We start from the raw sequence: 15,901 nt of genomic DNA, 5'->3' as shown, positions 1-15,901 counted from the left end.
TATGGGTAGATAGATGACCTCGCCGGGGTGCAGGCGGCAGGTAAATACCGCCATTGCACACACCGGATTACCGGATCCATTGGCCGGTAAAGCTAATACTAGTCCCACGCCGCGACGCCGCTGAATTCCGGTTACAGCATCCGAAACCCCCTCGGGAGAGCGGATTCACCGCGGCCGGCCAGGCAGGAGGCACCGCGCTCAGGCGGCCTGTTCGGACGCGGTGCCTTCTGGCTCCTCTAGCGACTGCCGGTGCACCGTCATGATCCGCTGCACCGCGGTCACAAGGCTGGCCGCCGCCAGCAGGCACAGCGTCACGAACAGCACGACGCTCGGCAGTCCCAGGCCGGTGAAGCCGGTGACGACCAGCACGGACACGAGCCGCTCGGCGCGCTCGGCGATGCCCACGTTGGCGTGGAAGCCCAGAGCCTCGGCCTTGGCCCGGGCGTAGGAGACCACCATGCCCAGCACGAGACAGACGACGGCGGCAATCGCGATCGGCGTGTCCGCGCCTCCCGTGAAAAACCAGACCGCGACGCCGGCGAACAGCGCGCCGTCGGCCACCCGGTCCAGGGTGGAGTCCAGGAAGTTGCCCCAGCGGCCGCCACGCTGCTGCATGCGGGCCATGATGCCGTCGATGACGTCCGAGAAGATGAACGCCGTGATGAAGATGGTGCCCCACCAGAGCTGCCCGAGGGGGTAGAAGACGAGGGCGCCCACCACCACACCAAGCGTGCCCACCACCGTGACGGCGTCCGGGGAGACGCCGATCCTCAACAGCCAGCGGGCAAGGGGAGAGAACAGTGCGGTGAAAAAGCCCCGCGCGTGCCTATTCAGCATCCGCATCCCCGGGATGTGCGCCGGCAGGTTCGTCCTGCCCGGCGTGCCCCTGTGCCGTCGTTTCCTGGGGCCAGGCGTCGGACACCTGCTGGCGGACTTCACCCAGGGTCTGGGTGATCGCCTTGGTCTGGGCGATGATGGGGAAGAAATTCCCGTCCCCGCCCCAGCGCGGCACCACGTGCTGGTGGAGGTGGCCCGCGATCCCGGCCCCGCCGGTGACTCCCTGGTTCATGCCCAGGTTGAAGCCGGTGGGGTTGGCGACCTTGCGCAGCACCCGCATGGCTGTCTGGGTCAGCTCGGCGAACTCCGCCGTTTCCTCCGCCGTCAGGTCCGTGTAGTCCGGGACGTGCCGGTAGGGGCAGACCAGCAGGTGGCCCGGATTGTACGGGAACAGGTTCAGGACCACGTAACTTGTCCGTCCGCGGTAGACGATCAGCGAATCCTCGTCCTCGCGTTCGGGCGCGACACAGAAGGGGCAGTCGTCCGGGTTCTTGAACTGGTGCTGGCCGCCATTGATGTACGCCATCCGGTGCGGGGTCCACAGCCGCTGGAAAGCGTCCGGGACCCCCGCCAGGCCGAAGTCGTCTGTCACGGCGCCGTCGCCCGGATAGTCCGGACCCGCTGCTGTACTCTCCTGCACGCCTTGCCCTTCCGTATCCGCTAGCTGGTCCGGTTGCGGACGGCCTCGACGATCCGCTGGACGGCTTCGGCCACGGGCACGCCGTTGTCCTGGCTGCCGTCGCGGAACCGGAAGGAGACCGCGCCGGCCTCGGCGTCGTCTCCCCCGGCGATCAGCACGAACGGGATCTTGTCCTTGCTGGCCGTGCGGATCTTCTTCGGGAAACGGTCCGAGGAAATATCGACTTCGGCACGGATGCCTGCGGCCTTGAGCTGGTCCACGACGTCGAACATGTAGTCGTTGAACGTCTCGGCGACCGGGATGCCGACCACCTGGACGGGGGCCAGCCAGGCCGGGAAGGCGCCGGCGTAGTGCTCGGTCAGGACGCCCATGAAGCGTTCGATCGAGCCGAAGAGGGCGCGGTGGATCATGACGGGCCGCTGGCGCGTGCCGTCGGCGGCCTGGTATTCAAGCTCGAAGCGCTCGGGCAGGTTGAAGTCCAGCTGGATGGTGGACATCTGCCAGGTCCGGCCGATCGCGTCGCGGGCCTGGACCGAGATTTTGGGTCCGTAGAACGCGGCGCCGCCCGGATCCGGGACCAGGTCCAGCCCGGAGGCTTCGGCGACCTCGGCCAGGGTCTGGGTGGCCTCCTCCCAGACCTCGTCCGAGCCCACGGACTTCTCCGGGTCCTTGGTGGAGAGTTCCAGGTAGAAATCGTTGAGCCCGTAATCCTTGAGCAGTCCGAGCACGAAGTTGAGCGTTTTGGTGAGCTCGTCCTTCATCTGCTCGCGGGTGCAGTAGATGTGGGCGTCATCCTGGGTCATGCCACGGACCCGGGTGAGTCCGTGCACGACGCCGGACTTCTCGTACCGGTAGACGGAACCGAACTCGAACAGCCGCAGGGGCAGCTCGCGGTAGGACCGGCCGCGGGCGCGGAAGATCAGGTTGTGCATCGGGCAGTTCATCGGCTTGAGGTAGTAGTCCTGGCCGGGCTTGCGGACCGTGCCGTCCTCGTTGAGTTCCGCGTCAATGTGCATCGGGGGAAACATGCCGTCCCGGTACCAGTCCAGGTGGCCGGAGACCTCGTAGAGGTGGCCCTTGGTGATGTGCGGGGTGTAGACGAACTCGTAGCCTGCGTCGACGTGGCGCTGGCGGGAGTAGTCCTCCATGGCCTTGCGGATGATGCCGCCCTTGGGGTGGAACACCGGCAGGCCGGAGCCCAGCTCATCCGGGAAGGAGAAAAGATCCAGTTCGGCGCCCAGCTTTCGGTGGTCGCGGCGCTCGGCCTCGGCGATCCGCTCCTGGTAGGCCTTGAGTGCCTCCTTGGTGGGCCACGCGGTGCCGTAGATGCGCTGGAGCTGCTTGTTCTTTTCGCTGCCCCGCCAATAGGCCGCCGAGGACCGGGTCAGGGCGAAGGCGTTGGAGATCAGCTTGGTGTTGGGCAGGTGCGGCCCGCGGCAGAGATCGCACCAGAGAACGGTGCCTTCCTTGCGCTCGACGTTGTCGTAGATGCTGAGCTCGCCGCCGCCCACTTCGACGGATGAGCCGTCGGCGTCGGAGCCGGCACCCTTGAGGCCGATCAGCTCAAGCTTGTAGGGCTCGTCCTTCATCGCCTCACGGGCCTCGTCCTCGGAGACGACGCGGCGGACGAACTTTTGGTTCTGGTTGATGATCTTTTGCATCATCTTTTCGAGCTGGCGCAGGTCTTCCGGCGTGAACGGCTCCTCGACGTCGAAGTCGAAGTAGAAGCCGTCGGTGATGTACGGCCCGATGCCGAGCTTGGCATCGGGCCGCAGCTGCTGCACGGCCTGGGCCATGACATGGGCCGTGGAGTGGCGCAGGACGTTCAGGCCGTCCGGGGAGCCGATGGTGACGGCCTCCACCGTGGCGTCTTCGGGCAGCGGCTGGTCAAGGTCCGTCAACTCGCCGTTGACGCGGGCCACAACGACGTCGCGGCGCTCAAAAAAGAGTTCCGCGCCGGTGGTCCCGGTAGTCACCTTGGTCTCTTCGCCATCGACGAGAAGGGTGATCTGCTGGGCATCTGACACGGGTGTCTCCTATTCAATGTTTAGGCTTCGTAGCTTGTGGCGTACGGGGACCACAGCCAGCCTCGTCCATGCTATCGGTTTCTTCGGGGCCGCCCAACGCACGACGGCGGCGCGGCGCCGGGTCCGGCGGCCCCGGCGTGCCCCGCGGTACCGCGGTTCAGCCGCCCAGCCCGGTGATGGCCAGGTTCCGGCTGATCCCGTCCAGCGGGCCCGCGGGCTCCGCCTCCCGGCTGGCGGACACACCGGCCGCCGGTTCAGGGAACGGCAGGGTCCCGGTGCGGCTGAGGTCCCAGGCCATGCTGGCACTGATGCTGATCCCCCGGGGTCCGGTACGGCGGGTGGTGCCCCGGATCAGCAGCAGCCGGGTGCCGAACAGCAGGGACCCTGCCTGTTCCTGGGCCTCGTGGAAGAAGACAGAGTCCACGCAGCCCGTGCCGTCGTCGACACTGATGAACACCACCCGGCGCCCTCCCCGCATGGGCGGGGTCTGGGTGGCAACCCGGACCCCGGCGACCAGCACCTCGGTGCCGTTGCGCAGTCCCAGCAGTTTGTCCGCGGTGGTTACGCCAAGCCGGTCCAGCAGGGACCGGTGGCTGGTCATCAGGTGTTCACTGACGTCCACCGCCATCAGGTCCAGTTCCGCCCGGACGTTGTCCACCATGCTGGGCGCGGGCAGCACCGCCTTCAGGTTCTTCAGCTCGATGTCCCCCAGCGGCAGGGCCAGCTGGCCGTCAATGATCTCCCTGCCCTTCCGCTGCGGGCGGTGCTGCAGGTCCTGCAGGTGCTGGACCAGGTCCGCACGGTTGGCCGTTCCGCCGGCGGCCCGGTGCAGGGAGTCGAAGGCGCCCAGCTGGGCCAGCCGTTTGATGCTCGGCTTGCTGAGCCGGGACCGTGCGCGCAGGTCCGCCAGCGAGTCATAGGGCTGGCCCGCCACAATTCTCTTCAGCTCGGCGCCGGAAAGCCCGTAGATGCCGTTGAGGCTCAGCCGGATGCCCAGCTTGCCCCGTTCCGGGCCGGCGGGGACCCGTTCCACCCGGTACTCCGCCTGGCTCCGGTTGATGTCCAGGGGAAGGATGGGGATCCCCAGCCGCCGTGCCTCGGCCACCAGCAGGCGTTTGGGGTACATGCCGGGATCGTGTTCCCACAGCCCGGCCAGGAACGCCTCCGGGTGGTGGGTCTTCAGCCACGCCGACTGGTACGTGGGCACGGCAAAGGCGGCCCCGTGGGCCTTGCAGAACCCGAAGCTGCCGAAGGCCTTCAGGGTGCCCCAGACTTTGTCCACCACCTCCGGGGTGTAGTTCCTGGCCCGGGCCTCCTTCCGGAAGAACTCCTCCACCCTTCCTTCCAGCACCTCGTTGCCCAGCGCACGGCGGAACTCATCGGCCCTCGCCAGCCCGCACCCGGTCATGACATCGAAGGTCTTCAGGATCTGCTCGTGGAAAACCGTCACGCCGTGGGTCTCCTCGAGCACCGGTTTGAGGTCCGGGTGCGGGTAGACCTCGGGGGCGAAACCGTGCCGGTGTTCCAGGAAGGGCCGGACCATGTCCGATTTCATCGGCCCCGGCCGGAACAGCGAGATGTCGATGATGAGGTCGTTGAACTCCCGCGGCGCCAGCTTGCCGATCAGTTCGCGCTGGCCCGGGGATTCGATCTGGAAACAGCCCAGGGTGTGCGTGCTCCGGATGAGCTCGTACGTGGGTTCGTCGTCGAGCGGGACGGCGTTGAGATCAATGCGCCCGTCCGCGGAAATGTAGTCCGGTCCGGTGCCCTCCGGTCCGGCCGGATGCGCGCCGGCTGCGACCACTTCGGCCTTGGAGGGGTGGATCCGGATGACCTCCCGGACGGCGAAGGCCATGGCGCTCTGCATCCGGACCCCCAGCACATCGAGTTTGAGCATCCCCATGGGGTCCATGTCGTGCTTGTCGAACTGGCTCATGGGCAGGCCCAGGCCGCTGGGCTGGACGGGGGTGCGGTCCAGCAGGGTGGCATCGCCCAGGATGACGCCGCACGGGTGCATGGAGATGTGCCGGGGCAGCCGGTCCAGCCGTTCCGTGAGGTCCACCAGCAGATCCAGCTGCTGGTTCCCGGTGAAGTCGCGCTGCTCCACCCGTCCCGCGAATTCCCGCAGCTCCGGCTTCTCCACCAGGGCCTCTCGGAAATTCCGGGCCGAGAACCGCCACAGCTGCTTGGCGATTTCGCCGATCTCCCCGTCGTCCATGCCCAGCGCCAGGCCGGCGTCGCGCACGGCACCGCGAGCGCGGTAGCCGTTCTGCATGCTCATGAGCGTGACGCGTTCGGCCCCGAAGCGCTCAAAGATCTTCCGGTAGACGTTGTGCCGTTCGGCGCTTTCGACGTCGATGTCGATATCCGGCAACGTGGCACGGTCGCGGGAGAGGAAGCGTTCGAAGATGAGGTCGTGCTGGAGCGGGTTCACCTGGCTGACGTCGATCAGATAGTTGACCAGGCTGGAGGCGCCGGAGCCGCGGGCGGCTGCCCGGACACCCATGTCCAGGATCATCCGCGAGACCTCGGCGACAGTCAGGAAATAGGCGGCGAAGCCCAGGCTGTCGATGATCCGCAGTTCGTGCCCCAGCCGGGCACGCAGCTGTTCTTCCGGCTTTCCGGCGATGCCCGGGAACCGCCGGCCGATTCCGGCCTCACAGCGCAGGGTCAGCTCCACGAGGGGATCCCCGGCGATGCCGATCACGGAGGTTTCCGGAACCACGGGCTGCTTCCACCCCATATCCGTGACCGGGTCAATCCGGCAGCGGTCCGCGAGCGCCTCGGTCTGGGCCATTAGCCGTTTGAGGTCAGCGGTGCCGTATCCGGCGGCATGCATGATTTCCTTGCCCAGCTGCAGCATCTGCGCCGACGATTTGAGCCAGCCCTGCCCGTTGGGCTGCAGCAGCGGGGCGGCGGAGAGCTCGGGGAGCGATTTCAGGGTCCGGGCGGAGTCCAGCACGTCCGCCGTTGCCGCGCCGTCCTCGGCGACATACCGCACGGCGTTGCTCAGTACGGCGGGCACTGCGTGTTCCGCGGCGAGTTTGAGCATGCGCACGGCATGGGCCGTGCTGAGCGGTTCCCCCGGCGGGCTGAGCTGGGAGACGACCTCCGCCGCCACGGTGCCCGGCGGCATGGCGTCGAGCCAGCGTTTGAACAAGGTGCGGGGCCGCAGGTACCGCCGCCCGCCCATGGCACGTCCGACGTCGGAGTCCGGCCCGATCAGTACGGTCAGCACCGGCTTCAGCGTCTCCGGGTGCAGCGTGCGGGAGGCCAGTTCCGCCCGGGTCACGGCAACCGGCACCGCTCCCCCGGCCTTACCCGTGGTGCGGGCATGGGCGTCGGAGATCAGCCTGCACAGCGCGCGGTAGCCGGCGCCGCTGGCGTGCCCGTGCGCCAGGACGACGACGCGTCCGCCCACCTGGGTGCGGAGGTCGCCGTCGTCGTCAAAGACCGCAAGGTCGACCCCGACAATCGGATCCAGCCCGGCCGCCATGCAGGCCTTCAGGTGCTTGACTGTCCCGTAGAGCCCGTCACGGTCCGTGCAGGCGAGCGCGGTGGCGCCGTCGGCCGCGGCGGCGCTGGCCAGTTCATCCGGCCAGGAGACCCCGTAGTGGGCGCTGAAGGCGGTGGCAACGTGGAGATGGGTGAAGCTCATGCTGTTTTGGGCTTCCGGAGGGGCTGCAGGGCGTCGTGGATCCTCAGCAACCGCCAGCGGCCGCTGCCGAGATGCCGGGTCAGGTCAAGGGTGAGCATGTCCTCCGGGGATGCATCAGCCAGGCGGACCTGGACCCGCCAGATCTCGTGGTCGACCAGCCCCGGACCGCTCCCCAGGGGAGCCCGGCTTTCCTCCGCCCACCACTGGCGGCGCTCGTACCAGCGGACCGGGTCCGCGCACACGGTGTAGTGGCGGCCTGCCCAGTCAAGCTTCAAAGGCATGCCGGAGGGCGTGCAGACGACGTCGACCGACTCGCTGAACATGCCCATAGTGCCTCCTGGACCACCGCGCAAACAATCCGCGCAAAATCATTATTCGAATATATCTTCGAACAAGTCCAGTCTACGACGGGGCCGGGGCAAAACCTAGGTCAGGGGTGGACGGACGGGAGCGCAGAGAGCAGGATTGAGCCATGAGTTCCCATAACGCACTCCTCAAGCACGTCAGCATCGCCGCCAAGGACATCGCCCTGGTGGCGAAGTTCGATATAGACGGAAATATTCCGGGCCAGGGCGCCTACGTAGTGGGCCTCGTGGCGGCAACGCCGGACCATTCCCACCAGCGCAGGATGGGGATCGAATTCATGAACGGCGAGGCCGTGTCCTTCTACTGCTTCAGCCATGACGGCACGGAGGAGAACTTTGACCTCAAGGGTGTGGAGCATTCGGGGAACACCATCACCGGCCACTTCCCCCTGAGCACGGTGATGGGACTGTCCAAGGGACACCTCATGACCGCTTTCAGCGACTGCGACGGCCGGGACTTCCAGGCGAATGTGCCGGTGGAGGAAGCCCTCTAAAGCGGCGGGACCTAACTGCTGGCTTTGTACACTTCCAGTTCCAGCGTGGTGAAGGCCTCCACCATGGCGCGGTAGGTCTTCTCGACGATGTCGGGATCGATGTCCTTTTTCTCCGCGGTCGCGCGGACATGCTCGATAACGCGCTCAACCCGCCCCGGCGCCCGCACCTGGGCGCTGTCCTCCTTGAGGGTCCCGGCGATCCGGATGAGGCGTTCACGGCGACCGATCAGCATGACAATCTGCTCATCCACCTCGTCCACGGCCACACGCACGGCGGCGAGCTGCTCCTTGTCGGCCTGGGCGTTCTTGTCGTCTCCGTGATTTGTGGACATGACCATGACAGTATCTAAAGATGCAGCCACGAGTCGACTTAATTTCACTGGGTGTCCGCAGTGTCGACGCCTCACGCAGCTTCTACGTTGACGGCCTCGGCTGGCGCGTCCACCGGGAAGTTCCGGGCCAGGTGCTCTTCCTCCAGGTCAATCACGGCCTGCTCCTCTCGCTCTGGGACGCCGGACAGATGCAGGCCGAGGCCGGGACCGGCAGCCCTGCCGGCATTCCGTGCATCACGCTGAGCCACAACCTGGCCAGCACGGCGGAAGTCGACTGGGTCATGGCCGAGGCCGAAGCGGCCGGCGCCACCATCGTCTCCGCCCCCAGGACCCAGCCATGGGGCGGGTACACGGGGTATTTTGCCGATCCCGACGGCTTCCGCTGGGAAGTGGCCTTCAACCCCTCGTGGGCGGTCGACGACGGCGGTGTTGTCACGCTCTGAACGGAGCCTCTGCTAAGCGGGCGGGGCAGGAGCGGTCGGGCAGCCGGAGCCCTAGAAGAGGCTCCCGACCGGCTGGATGAGTTCCGGGGAATCGTTCTTGACGTTCCCGACGGCGGTGCCGACGGCGTCAATCGTCCAGCCCTCGGCGACGTCGTGCGCGCCGGCGCGGACCAGGTCCACGAGAGCGGCAGCGCCATCGACGTGCGGGTCCAGCCACGCCTGCATGGTCTCCCGGTCCATCGGCAGCGGCACCCGGTCGTGGAGGGCAGTCAGTTCCGCCAGCATGCCCCCGGCGTAGCCTTCCGGCGGCGAGTCCGTGGTCATGATCGACGTCGACAGCATCCACCGCTCCGGGTCGCCCTCGGCCTTGGCGGGATCCTTCCACCACTCGTACAGTCCGGCAAAGACCATGGGGTGCTCATCCTTGGGGTGCACGTAGTACGGCTGCTTGCCGCGGCCCTCGCCCTTCCACTCGTAGTAACCGTCGGCCGGGACGGCACAGCGCCGGGCGCGCGCGGCCTTCCGGAACGCCGGCTTCTCCAGGACACTCTCGCTGCGGGCGTTGATCATCCTGGAACCGATACCCGGGTCCTTGGCCCAGGAGGGCACCAGCCCCCAGCGCGCAATGTGCAGCTGCCGGACCGGGGATCCGTCCACCAGCCGCTCCAGCAGGATCGGCACATCCGCGGTCGGGGCCACATTCCACGACGGCGGAATCACGACCTCGTCCTCCAGCCCGGCGTCGAACTCGGCCAGCAGGTCCCCGACGGCCCGCGCCATCACGTAGCGTCCACACATGCCCCCAGCATGCCACCGCGGGCAGAGTGTGTCATTACGCACGGCCCCTGCGCCGCGCCCCTCCGGTCCCCGGTCCGCCGTCGGCCCTGCGGGAATAGCGGTGCGCAGGTTACGGTTATTGAGAGTGACGTCTGGCTTTATGCCGGCCACCACAGTCGGCCCAGACTGCCGACCAGCACTGTCAACCAGCTTTGAGGAGAACTTCGTGGACTTCACCCCCGAATCCGGAACCATCACCATGTTTTCGACCACTTGGTGCGGCTACTGCAACCGTCTGAAGAAGCAGCTGGACGCCCAGGGCATCGGGTACACCGAGATCAACATCGAAGAAGTTGAAGGCACCGCAGATCTCGTGGAGCAGCTCAACGGAGGCAACCGCACCGTCCCCACCGTGCTGTTCCCGGACGGCACCGCCGCCACCAACCCCTCGGCAGCAGAGGTCAAGAGCCGGCTCGCCGCCTGAGGCCCTTTGCTTTAGCCCGGTCAGGACAACCATCCACGACGGCGCGGCCTCCCCGGGGCCGCGCCGTACCGCGTTCCGCGAGACGTACAAAGGGAGCTACCTCCATGGTCCACAAAGTCAAAGGCGCAGTAGTCCGTTCCAAGAACGCCCCCGTCACCCTGGAGACGATCCTGGTGCCGGACCCGGGCCCCGGCGAAGCCCTGGTGGACATCCTCACCTGCGGTGTCTGCCACACCGACCTGCACTACAAGCAGGGCGCCATCAACGATGAGTTCCCGTTCCTGCTGGGGCACGAGGCCACCGGCGTCGTCAGCGCTGTGGGACCGGGCGTCACCGAGGTGGCTCCCGGCGACCGCGTCGTCCTGAACTGGCGCGCCGTCTGCGGCGAGTGCCGGGCCTGCCGCCGCGGCAAGCCGCAGTACTGCTTCAACACCCACAACGCCACGCAGAAAATGACCCTCGAGGACGGCACCGAACTGACAGCCGCCCTGGGCATCGGTGCGTTCGCCGAAAAGACGCTCGTCGCCGCCGGCCAGTGCACCAAGGTGGACCCCGACGCCGATCCCGCCGCGATCGGCCTGCTCGGCTGCGGCGTCATGGCCGGACTCGGCGCCGCCATCAACACCGGCAACGTCACACGCGGCGATTCCGTCGCCGTCATCGGCTGCGGCGGCGTGGGCACCGCTGCCGTCGCCGGCGCCGCGCTCGCCGGCGCCACCACCGTGATCGCGGTCGACATCGACGCAAAGAAGCTCGAACGCGCCAGGGAACTCGGCGCCACCCACACCGTGGATTCCTCCGCCGTCGATCCCGTCGAGGCGATCCGGGAACTCACCGGCGGCTTCGGCGCGGACGTCGTGATCGACGCCGTCGGACGCCCCGAGACTTACAAGCAGGCCTTCTACGCCCGCGACCTCGCCGGCACCGTGGTTCTGGTGGGCGTCCCCAGCCCCGAGATGACCCTGGAACTGCCGCTGCTGGACGTGTTCGGCCGCGGCGGCTCGCTGAAGTCCTCCTGGTACGGGGACTGCCTGCCCTCCCGCGATTTCCCGATGCTGATCGACCTCTACCGGCAGGGCAAGCTGGACCTCGACGCCTTCGTAACTGAACGCATCACCATCGACAGGATCGAGGAAGCCTTCGGAAAGATGCACGCCGGCTCGGTGCTGCGCTCGGTGGTCGAGCTGTGAGCGCCGGTTCCGGAAACGCCCTGCGGATCGACCAGCTGGTCACCTCCGGTACCTTTTCGCTGGACGGCGGAACGTGGGACGTCGAGAACAACGTGTGGATCATCGGCAACGACGCGGAATGCGTCATCATCGACCCGGCGCACGACGCCGCAGCGGTTGCTGCCGCCGTCGCCGGCCGCAAGGTCACGGCGATCCTCCTGACGCACGGGCACGATGACCACATCGGCGCCGTCGGCGAGGTCCGCGCCCTCGTCAACGCCCCTGTGTACCTGAACCGGGACGACTGGATGCTGTGGGAACGGGTCTTCCCGGGAACCGAGCCGGACCATGCCATCGCGGACGGGGACACCTTCGACGTCGCGGGCGCCCGCATCGTGGCCCTGCACACGCCGGGGCACTCACCCGGGTCCGTGAGCTTCTCCCTGGAAAGCGAGGGCACCGTCTTCACCGGCGACACCCTGTTCCAGGGCGGCCCGGGAGCCACCGGCCGGTCCTTCAGCGACTTCCCCACCATCGTCGCGTCCATCAAGGACCGGCTGCTCACGCTCCCCCCGGACACCGTGGTGCGCACCGGGCACGGGGATCCGACGACGGTCGGCGCCGAGGCGCCGCACCTTGCGGAATGGATCGCACGGGGGCACTAGGAACCAGCCGTCACAGGAGGAAGGCCGGGCACCACAGGTGTCCGGCCTTCCTCCTTCTGATTGCCCTTCTTCTGATTGCCCTTCTCAGCCGCGCAGGCTGCCGAAGTCGCCGTAGTCCAAGGTTGCGTAGCGGGCGTAGGTGCCGATCACAGCAGCCTCGATGGCATCCACGTCCAGGTGCGGGACGAGATCGTTGACCGCTCCCGCCGTCGCCGGATCCCACTCCAGGCCCAGGGCCGCGTAGCTGGCCTCCAGCACGGCTTTGATCGGCGCGGAGTTCTCCACCACGATCACGGAGCTGAACAGCCAGCCGCCGGACACGACGCGCTGGGCGGTGCCGATCAGCTTGACCCGGTGCGCCGGCACGGCCGGGTCCGTGCCGTGGACGCTGAATTCGCCGGGGCAGTACTCGCCGGGAATTTCGCCCACGCCGGCGTCGACGCCGGCGGTGCGCAGCGCCTGCGCCAGCAGCTCGCCGAAGAAGGAGAAACGTCCCTTGGCTCCGGCGATCGCGTCCGCGTCCGGTTCCACGTGATCGATGACGAGGGTTCCCCCGTGGTAGGCTGCGGCGCGGCCGCCGGCCTTGCGGACCAGCGGTTCAAATCCCAGTTCGCGGCAGGCCCGCCCCGCTGCGTCGAAGCCCGGCAGATGGGTGTCGCGCTGGCCGAAGGCCACGGTGGGAGCGGGACGGTAGAGCCGCAGGGCCGGTCCCACCCCGCCGGTCTTCACCCGCTGGAGCAGTTCCAGGGCGAAGTCCAGGTCTGCGGCCGCGCCGAGCGATTGCTCCTGCCGGACAACCGTCAGTGTCCGGGGTCCGGCCGCCTGCTGCATGTTGTTATGCTCCCTTATGGTCATCTTGCAGTTCCTGGTCGTCGCCGCCGCGTTCGCCGTCATCGATTCCGTCTGGCTCAAGACGATGAGCACGTTCTATCGGAGCCACTTGGGTCACCTCATGGCGGACAAGCCCCATCTAGGCTACGCCGTCGTCTTCTACGTGCTGTACATCGCCGGCATCGTCTTCTTCGCCCTCCAGCCGGCGCTCGACGGCGGCAGCTGGCTCACCGCGCTCGGCTACGGCGCGGCACTGGGAACGTTCGCCTACGCCACGTATGACCTCACGAACGCCGCGACGCTGAAGAACTGGCCGCTCGCGATCGTGGTGGCGGACATCCTCTGGGGCGCGTTCCTGACCGGCCTGGCCACGGTGGCCGGCTGGCTCGTGTTCCACTAGCGCTGTCATGGCTCCCGCGCGCAGCGCCGTCATGGCTCCCGCGCGGCTACCGGCGGCCGGGCCGGCTGGGTCCTAGGACTTCCGCAGCGTCAAAATCTGTTCGGCGCGCCCGAACGGCCCCTGCAGATCGTGCAGCACGGTGGAGGTCAGCCCGATCCCGTCACTACCGAAAGACACCTCGTTGTCCAGCCCCAGCCACTCTCCTTCGGGCCGGCGGTACATGTGGATTTGAAGATCCAGGTTCGGGAACGCGTAGCTGCCCTTGCCCGGAGGAACGCGGGCTGCGATGCCGTTGGCGGTATCCACCAGGCCGACCAGCCGGGCGAGGTCGCCGCTGTCGTCCTTGTCAGTCAGCGGGTGGTCCGTGTGCAGCCAGACCGTGCCGGAGCCGGCACGGTGGCCTTCCGCGATCCGCATCTGCAGCGAAGCGATGTAACCGCCCGGCCACACACTCGCGGCATCGTACGGTTCGCACTTCTCCGGCACCGGAATCCCGGGGTCCTCGAAGGCGGCGATGGCGGAGGTGTCGGTGGTAATCATGCGCCAGGCCGTGGCGCGGATGGCGACGCGGCCGCCTGCCACGAGCTCGGCCTGCAACAGCTCGATGGTCCGGCCGGGGCGCAGCGTCGTGGTGGTGACTTCAAACTCGCCGCCGGGGATGAGGCCGAGGATCTCGTAGCTGATGCGCGCCATGCGCATGTCCTCGCGGGGTTCGTGCCGGGCCAGGCAGTCGGCCATGATGCCCGACGCGGGGGCCATGTGCTGCTCGTGCTCGTTCCAGGCGCCCTGGGCATGGATGGTGGAGCGGAACCGCCCCTCCCCCAGCACCTCGTAGTAAAAATCGCCCTCGGCCAGAACAGGTAGTTCAGCAGTCAACGTCGACCCTTTCGCAGCTTCCATCAGTGAATCCCCGACCACCCTATCGCTTCAGGCGGCCACCGCCCGGCGGGCCCGGGCCGCCGCCCGGGCGGCCGTCCGGGCGGCCGTCCGGGCGGCCGTCCGGGCGGCCGTCCGGTGCCGCAGGATTACGAGGCCGAAAACCAGCAGCACGATGTCCCCGCCGATCATGATGCCCCAGCGCCAGGCGCTGTTCACGTCGCCGAGCTGCAGGCCGATGTCCGAGACCGCGTGGAGGATGACGAGCGGCCACATCGGAGTCCCCCGGAGCCGCAGGGCCGCGAGTCCGACGCCGAAACACGCGGCTCCCGCCACCTGTGCGGCGGTGGCGGCCGGGTTGGCCCCGAAGGCGATGTTGCTCAGGTGCACCAGGCCGAAGAGCGCGGAGGACAGCAGGGCGGCGCGGACCAGCCTCCACGAGGCGACGGCGTTCAGGACCAGCCCGCCGAACCACAACTCCTCGTAGATGCCTGTGGCGAGATAGCCCACGATGATGGCGGAGGTGGGCTCCTGGCCCGCAGCACCGGCGCGGACGGCCGGCTCAGCGAGTCCATGGACCAGGCCAGTGCGCTGTCCCGGTCAGGGCTCGCGGAAGCCCGGCGGGCGGTGCGGGCCCTGCGCGGGGACGAGCTGCCAGGTCCCGAGCTGATTGACTCCCTGGTCGAACAGCATCGCCCGGCGTCCGCCGGGCCGCTGGCGTTCCGGACCCGCGGCGAGGCGACCGCGCTCCCACCGTACGCCGCGATCGCCCTCTACCGCACCGCCCAGGAAGCACTGTCCAACGTGCGCAAACACGCCCCGGGCGCCGCCGGGTTCGGCCTCAGCGGGATGGCGGAACGGGCCAAGCTGGCCGGCGGGGAGCTCGAGGCGGCTCCGGAGGGGGCCGGATTCCGCGTCCGCCTCGTGATCCCCCTGACGGCTTTACCGACGACCGGCCGGACTGGGTAGACTCTGAGACAGGTTCCGCCACTATCCTCCGAAGAGGTGCTCTCCTGATCCGAGTCATTAGCTACAACCTCCGCAAACACAAGGCCAGTGGTGAGCTGGTCGATTTGGCCCGCGACTTCGAGGTTGATGCTTTGTGCCTCCAAGAATGCGACACCGAGGATCTGCCAGCGACTATCGGCGATCTGCATCTGGCTGACGCCACGCGGGGGAACCGGCTAGGCCTGGCGATTTATTACCGCAAGGACCGCTTCACCGCCTACGACACGAAAACGTTTGCTTTGAAGAAGTCCCTCCACGACCGGGTGCTGGCCCCGGCGCACGAGCGGCTCATCGGCACCCGCGTGATCGACAACGAAACGGACCACGGCCTCGTGATCGCGTCTTTCCACGCGGCACCGCTGACCGCGTCGAACTCGTTGCGGCGCAACCAGATCCATGCCGCGCACGCCGAGCTCCTCAGCATGGGCGGCGGCCTGATGACGCTCATGGTGGGCGACTTCAATTACCCGTTCTTCACCAAGTACCTCACAGAACAGATGAAGGATGCAGGCTACGAGCTCTCGCTCAGCGACCGGCGCACCTACACGCGCTACAAGGTCTTCAAGGGCCACTTTGACTTCGCCACGTCCCTGGGCCTCGAGATCGAAAGCGTCGAGACGCTCCCGCGTGGCGCGTCCGATCACCTTCCCATCCTGATCTCGGCGGAATACGGCCAGGACCCGGGAACCGCCGAGGGCTAGCGAGCCGGGCTTCCGCCCGCCGCGCGGACTCACGATCACCTGTAGGCCGCCGCTGTGCTGGCGCCGGGTGTTCGCGCTTTCGGCGGTAGCTGGCTCCGGCGACTCCAGTCGAACATCTGCACCTAAACCCCGGGGTTGAGCGGGCCGGGCAGCGGCATTGGTTTGCCGCCCGGCCGGCGGCGCCAGCGTGCGGC

Annotated in this window: 18 protein-coding genes; 8 read left to right on the top strand and 10 right to left on the bottom strand. The window is 67.8% G+C overall.

Going from position 1 to position 15,901, the window contains the following annotated elements:
* Nucleotides 1-198: 198 nt before the first annotated feature.
* From pgsA to AC1DCZ_RS14285, 5 genes are all read right to left on the bottom strand, one after another.
* Nucleotides 199-837, bottom strand: a complete 639-nt coding sequence (gene pgsA / locus AC1DCZ_RS14305) for a phosphatidylinositol phosphate synthase (protein WP_476975182.1) — start codon at nt 835-837, stop codon at nt 199-201.
* Nucleotides 827-1,477, bottom strand: coding sequence for an HIT family protein (locus AC1DCZ_RS14300; protein ID WP_476975181.1), 651 nt, complete (start codon nt 1,475-1,477; stop codon nt 827-829). The genes pgsA and AC1DCZ_RS14300 overlap by 11 nt, the downstream gene beginning before the upstream one ends.
* Nucleotides 1,478-1,497: 20 nt before the next feature.
* A complete protein-coding gene (gene thrS / locus AC1DCZ_RS14295; protein ID WP_476975180.1) occupies nt 1,498-3,504 on the bottom strand; it encodes a threonine--tRNA ligase in 2,007 nt (668 codons plus the stop codon).
* A 157-nt stretch (nt 3,505-3,661) separates the two neighbouring features.
* Entirely contained in the window at nt 3,662-7,162 is a 3,501-nt protein-coding gene (locus tag AC1DCZ_RS14290; protein ID WP_476975179.1) for a DNA polymerase III subunit alpha, read from the bottom strand.
* Nucleotides 7,159-7,491 carry a DUF6504 family protein gene (locus tag AC1DCZ_RS14285; RefSeq protein WP_476975178.1) on the bottom strand — a complete coding sequence of 111 codons (333 nt, stop codon included), beginning with the start codon at nt 7,489-7,491 and terminating at the stop codon, nt 7,159-7,161. The genes AC1DCZ_RS14290 and AC1DCZ_RS14285 overlap by 4 nt, the downstream gene beginning before the upstream one ends.
* Before the next feature lie 143 nt (nt 7,492-7,634).
* On the opposite strand from AC1DCZ_RS14285, the gene AC1DCZ_RS14280 reads away from it, so the two are divergent.
* Nucleotides 7,635-8,021 (top strand): hypothetical protein, encoded by a 387-nt coding sequence (locus AC1DCZ_RS14280; RefSeq protein WP_476896468.1) that lies wholly within the window; start codon nt 7,635-7,637, stop codon nt 8,019-8,021.
* An 11-nt stretch (nt 8,022-8,032) separates the two neighbouring features.
* Here the strand turns inward: AC1DCZ_RS14280 and AC1DCZ_RS14275 are convergent, their stop codons facing one another.
* Nucleotides 8,033-8,359, bottom strand: a complete 327-nt coding sequence (locus AC1DCZ_RS14275) for a chorismate mutase (protein ID WP_476975211.1) — start codon at nt 8,357-8,359, stop codon at nt 8,033-8,035.
* Between the two features lie 14 nt (nt 8,360-8,373).
* Here AC1DCZ_RS14275 and AC1DCZ_RS14270 point away from each other — a divergent pair, with 14 nt between their 5' ends.
* Nucleotides 8,374-8,796 carry a VOC family protein gene (locus AC1DCZ_RS14270; RefSeq protein ID WP_476975177.1) on the top strand — a complete coding sequence of 141 codons (423 nt, stop codon included), beginning with the start codon at nt 8,374-8,376 and terminating at the stop codon, nt 8,794-8,796.
* A gap of 51 nt (nt 8,797-8,847) precedes the next feature.
* Here AC1DCZ_RS14270 and AC1DCZ_RS14265 read toward each other — a convergent pair whose 3' ends face one another.
* Nucleotides 8,848-9,594 carry an SOS response-associated peptidase gene (locus AC1DCZ_RS14265; RefSeq protein ID WP_476975176.1) on the bottom strand — a complete coding sequence of 249 codons (747 nt, stop codon included), beginning with the start codon at nt 9,592-9,594 and terminating at the stop codon, nt 8,848-8,850.
* Between the two features lie 205 nt (nt 9,595-9,799).
* On the opposite strand from AC1DCZ_RS14265, the gene AC1DCZ_RS14260 reads away from it, so the two are divergent.
* From AC1DCZ_RS14260 to AC1DCZ_RS14250, 3 genes are all read left to right on the top strand, one after another.
* Nucleotides 9,800-10,057 (top strand): mycoredoxin, encoded by a 258-nt coding sequence (locus AC1DCZ_RS14260; RefSeq protein ID WP_011692168.1) that lies wholly within the window; start codon nt 9,800-9,802, stop codon nt 10,055-10,057.
* Between the two features lie 104 nt (nt 10,058-10,161).
* A complete protein-coding gene (locus AC1DCZ_RS14255) occupies nt 10,162-11,247 on the top strand; it encodes an S-(hydroxymethyl)mycothiol dehydrogenase (protein ID WP_476975175.1) in 1,086 nt (361 codons plus the stop codon).
* Entirely contained in the window at nt 11,244-11,891 is a 648-nt protein-coding gene (locus AC1DCZ_RS14250) for an MBL fold metallo-hydrolase (protein ID WP_476975174.1), read from the top strand. Before AC1DCZ_RS14255 ends, AC1DCZ_RS14250 begins: the two co-directional genes overlap by 4 nt.
* An 84-nt stretch (nt 11,892-11,975) precedes the next feature.
* Here the strand turns inward: AC1DCZ_RS14250 and AC1DCZ_RS14245 are convergent, their stop codons facing one another.
* Nucleotides 11,976-12,746 carry a lipoate--protein ligase family protein gene (locus tag AC1DCZ_RS14245; protein ID WP_476975173.1) on the bottom strand — a complete coding sequence of 257 codons (771 nt, stop codon included), beginning with the start codon at nt 12,744-12,746 and terminating at the stop codon, nt 11,976-11,978.
* Here AC1DCZ_RS14245 and AC1DCZ_RS14240 point away from each other — a divergent pair.
* Nucleotides 12,739-13,122, top strand: coding sequence for a DUF2177 family protein (locus tag AC1DCZ_RS14240; RefSeq protein WP_476975172.1), 384 nt, complete (start codon nt 12,739-12,741; stop codon nt 13,120-13,122). The genes AC1DCZ_RS14245 and AC1DCZ_RS14240 overlap by 8 nt on opposite strands.
* A gap of 72 nt (nt 13,123-13,194) precedes the next feature.
* Here the strand turns inward: AC1DCZ_RS14240 and AC1DCZ_RS14235 are convergent, their stop codons facing one another.
* Entirely contained in the window at nt 13,195-13,998 is an 804-nt protein-coding gene (locus AC1DCZ_RS14235) for a thioesterase family protein (protein ID WP_476975171.1), read from the bottom strand.
* Nucleotides 13,999-14,049: 51 nt separating this feature from the next.
* Nucleotides 14,050-14,514, bottom strand: a complete 465-nt coding sequence (locus AC1DCZ_RS14230) for a CPBP family intramembrane glutamic endopeptidase (protein WP_476975210.1) — start codon at nt 14,512-14,514, stop codon at nt 14,050-14,052.
* 57 nt (nt 14,515-14,571) lie between these two features.
* On the opposite strand from AC1DCZ_RS14230, the gene AC1DCZ_RS14225 reads away from it, so the two are divergent.
* The gene (locus AC1DCZ_RS14225; RefSeq protein WP_476975170.1) at nt 14,572-14,967 is read left to right on the top strand and encodes a sensor histidine kinase; all 396 of its coding nucleotides are present in this window, start codon (nt 14,572-14,574) and stop codon (nt 14,965-14,967) included.
* A 47-nt stretch (nt 14,968-15,014) separates the two neighbouring features.
* Nucleotides 15,015-15,707, top strand: coding sequence for an endonuclease/exonuclease/phosphatase family protein (locus AC1DCZ_RS14220; RefSeq protein ID WP_476896502.1), 693 nt, complete (start codon nt 15,015-15,017; stop codon nt 15,705-15,707).
* Nucleotides 15,708-15,901 lie beyond the last annotated feature (194 nt).

This window comes from Arthrobacter sp. 10N418 (genome assembly GCF_056394725.1).
Note: the sequence above shows the minus strand (reverse complement) of the source record. Positions and strands in the feature narration are given on the sequence as shown.

Excerpts from the sequence above, each read along its gene's own strand:
- pgsA (WP_476975182.1), bottom strand. The coding sequence starts at position 837 with ATGCTGAATAGGCACGCGCGGGGCTTTTTCACCGCACTGTTCTCTCCC.
- AC1DCZ_RS14290 (WP_476975179.1), bottom strand. The coding sequence starts at position 7,162 with ATGAGCTTCACCCATCTCCACGTTGCCACCGCCTTCAGCGCCCACTAC.
- AC1DCZ_RS14285 (WP_476975178.1), bottom strand. The coding sequence starts at position 7,491 with ATGGGCATGTTCAGCGAGTCGGTCGACGTCGTCTGCACGCCCTCCGGC.
- AC1DCZ_RS14280 (WP_476896468.1), top strand. The coding sequence starts at position 7,635 with ATGAGTTCCCATAACGCACTCCTCAAGCACGTCAGCATCGCCGCCAAG.
- AC1DCZ_RS14275 (WP_476975211.1), bottom strand. The coding sequence starts at position 8,359 with ATGGTCATGTCCACAAATCACGGAGACGACAAGAACGCCCAGGCCGAC.
- AC1DCZ_RS14270 (WP_476975177.1), top strand. The coding sequence starts at position 8,374 with ATGCAGCCACGAGTCGACTTAATTTCACTGGGTGTCCGCAGTGTCGAC.
- AC1DCZ_RS14265 (WP_476975176.1), bottom strand. The coding sequence starts at position 9,594 with ATGTGTGGACGCTACGTGATGGCGCGGGCCGTCGGGGACCTGCTGGCC.
- AC1DCZ_RS14255 (WP_476975175.1), top strand. The coding sequence starts at position 10,162 with ATGGTCCACAAAGTCAAAGGCGCAGTAGTCCGTTCCAAGAACGCCCCC.
- AC1DCZ_RS14240 (WP_476975172.1), top strand. The coding sequence starts at position 12,739 with ATGGTCATCTTGCAGTTCCTGGTCGTCGCCGCCGCGTTCGCCGTCATC.
- AC1DCZ_RS14245 (WP_476975173.1), bottom strand. The coding sequence starts at position 12,746 with ATGACCATAAGGGAGCATAACAACATGCAGCAGGCGGCCGGACCCCGG.
- AC1DCZ_RS14225 (WP_476975170.1), top strand. The coding sequence starts at position 14,572 with ATGGACCAGGCCAGTGCGCTGTCCCGGTCAGGGCTCGCGGAAGCCCGG.